Source organism: Vibrio sp. 10N.222.46.A1 (assembly GCF_041473595.1).
Lineage (GTDB): Bacteria > Pseudomonadota > Gammaproteobacteria > Enterobacterales > Vibrionaceae > Vibrio > Vibrio tasmaniensis_A.
In genome coordinates, this window is the sequence record NZ_JBFRSN010001615.1 from 1 (window position 1) to 2,362 (window position 2,362).

Consider the following 2,362-nt stretch of genomic DNA (forward strand, 5'->3'; position numbering starts at 1 on the left):
GTTATGTTCTTAGTTGGATTGTTCACCGTGTGTCACAGATAAAAAATCAAGATATCAAGTCGATTTTTAACAAAGATGATAGGCAAGAACAAGAAAACCTGATGAAGTCTATTCGTGAGTTAGAAAAACACTACAGCCTCTACGTGGATGGAGATAAGAAGATAACAAAGATTAAAGACAAAGCGTTTTGGGAGTTACTGAGTGACGCCTGATCAGCTTAAAAAAGCAGTTTTGGGTGTTAAGCGCTGGTCGCGTAGTGACCAACGTGCACCGAATAAACCAATTATGATGGCGTATGTTTTGTCTCAGTATTTACATGGGCATGATCAGTTCTTCTTATATGAAGAGTCGTTCCATAAAGAGGTACAAGATCTGCTAAAACGTTTTGGGCCTCAACGTTCCATTTATCATCCTGAATATCCATTTTGGCGTTTAAAAAATGATGGTTTTTGGACTGTAAATAATGATGAAGATTGCAAGTCTCGCAAGAGTAATACAGATCCATCAAAAGCTGAGTTATTTAAACATGGAGTAACTGCTGGCTTTAACGACCAAGCTTATGCCGTTTTAAAAGGAAATCGCCAATTAACTTTAGAGTTGATTGAACTGATTTTAAGTGAGAGCTTTCCTGAAAGCCTTATCACGGATATTGCTACACAGTTAGATGTTGAATTGGTGACACGGAATGTGCAAAAGCGCGATCCTAATTTTAGAAAAGAAGTACTCCGTGCTTATAACTATCAATGTGCTGTGTGTGGCTATGACCTTAAAATGGATGAAGTAACTGTTGGTTTAGAAGCTGCACATATCAAGTGGAAGCAGTTTCATGGACCCTGTGATGTAAACAATGGGCTAACACTCTGCGCAGTGCATCATAAAGCTTTTGATAAAGGGGCGTTTTCAATCACTGAAGATTTTAAAGTGAAGCTGTCAGAAAGTCTTAATGGTGGAGAGCAAGCACAACGTCTATTTTTTGATTTCGATGACAAATTCATACGATTACCAAAAAGAGATAAGTGGTTGCCAAACGTAGCGTATTTGAGTTGGCATCAGAAAGAAGTATTTAAGTAACTCAGGTAATTAAATTACTAATAACTTTATAAATAAGGTAATGAAATGGTTGTTGAAACGCAAATTGATGCAAGTCCAACAAAAGAATTTTTTATTGAAATGTTAACTCGAGATATACCTCTTGATCGCTCAATCCTTGATTTGATTGATAATAGTGTTGATGCTGCAAAATCAAATGGGACTAAAGATCCTGAAATAAGAATTACAATGAATGAAGATAAATTTCTTATTTGGGATAATTGTGGTGGAATTCCATTAAAAATAGCAAAGGATTATGCTTTCCGATTTGGCAGACCAAAAGAAAGAGAAAATACATCATTTTCGGTAGGTCAGTTTGGGGTTGGAATGAAGCGAACTTTATTTAAGTTAGGTAATAGTTTTCGTGTGATGTCTAACTCTGAAAATAATCCATTTTCTGTAGATGTGGATGTTCAGCAATGGAAAGGATTGGATGAATGGAAATTTAACTTCACTGAACAGATTGCCGAAAGTTTGCGTTGTGGTGAAACGATAATTGAAGTAAACGATTTATTCCCATCGGTTTCTGATCAATTTAATCTTGAGAATTTTGTTTACATTTTAGGTCGAGAGTGTTCCGTTGCTCACTTTAAATCGATAAACTCTGGTTTGAAAATATATATAAATGACAAGTTGGTCGATAATTTTGAAATTAAGCTAAAGTCTTCGGAAGAATTGAAACCAGTTAATTTTAATTTCGAAAAATCAACTGTTAAAGTTAAAATTACAGCTGGAATATCAGAAAGGAGCTTGAAGGATGGTGGTTGGTATATAGTTTGTAATGGGCGATTAATATCTTCTGCAGAGCAAACCACTATTTCAGGTTGGCGCCTTGACGGTATTCCACAATATCATCCCGATTATGCTTTTTTCCGAGGGATTGTAGAGTTTGAGGCTGATGACTCGAGCTTGTTGCCTTGGACAACAACAAAAACAGGTGTTGATAAAGATAACTTCATATATAAAGCTGCATTATTCGAAATGAAAAAGGTAATGAGAGAAGTTATCCCATTTCTACGACTTAGAGCTAAAGAAGATAAGGATTTTAAAGACAACTATATTGAATGTAAGCCTTTAAATGACGCAATCGAGGTTGCCCCATTATTACTGACTGGCGATATTAGTGATGAAGTGAGCTTCACCTTCCCCGAGCCTGCAATTCGCAAAGCTAAGCCTAGCGAAGCAACAATCCAATACAAGGTTTCGTTAGAACAGTTAAGTGCAGTAAAAAAATCACTAGGGGTTACTACCAATTATGAAGTCGGAGAAGAGA

At 36.2% G+C, this 2,362-nt stretch carries 3 protein-coding genes; all 3 read left to right on the top strand.

From position 1 onward, the window contains the following. Positions 1 to 212, top strand: a 212-nt coding sequence (locus AB4496_RS28435; protein WP_372133413.1) for a hypothetical protein, incomplete at its 5' end; no start/stop codon positions are given. Further along, entirely contained in the window at positions 202 to 1,071 is an 870-nt protein-coding gene (locus AB4496_RS28440) for a phosphorothioated DNA-binding restriction endonuclease (RefSeq protein WP_017104396.1), read from the top strand. The genes AB4496_RS28435 and AB4496_RS28440, both read left to right, overlap by 11 nt. Positions 1,072 to 1,116: 45 nt before the next feature. Beyond that, positions 1,117 to 2,362 (top strand): ATP-binding protein (locus AB4496_RS28445; RefSeq protein WP_372133415.1); only part of this gene is annotated, 1,246 nt, incomplete at its 3' end.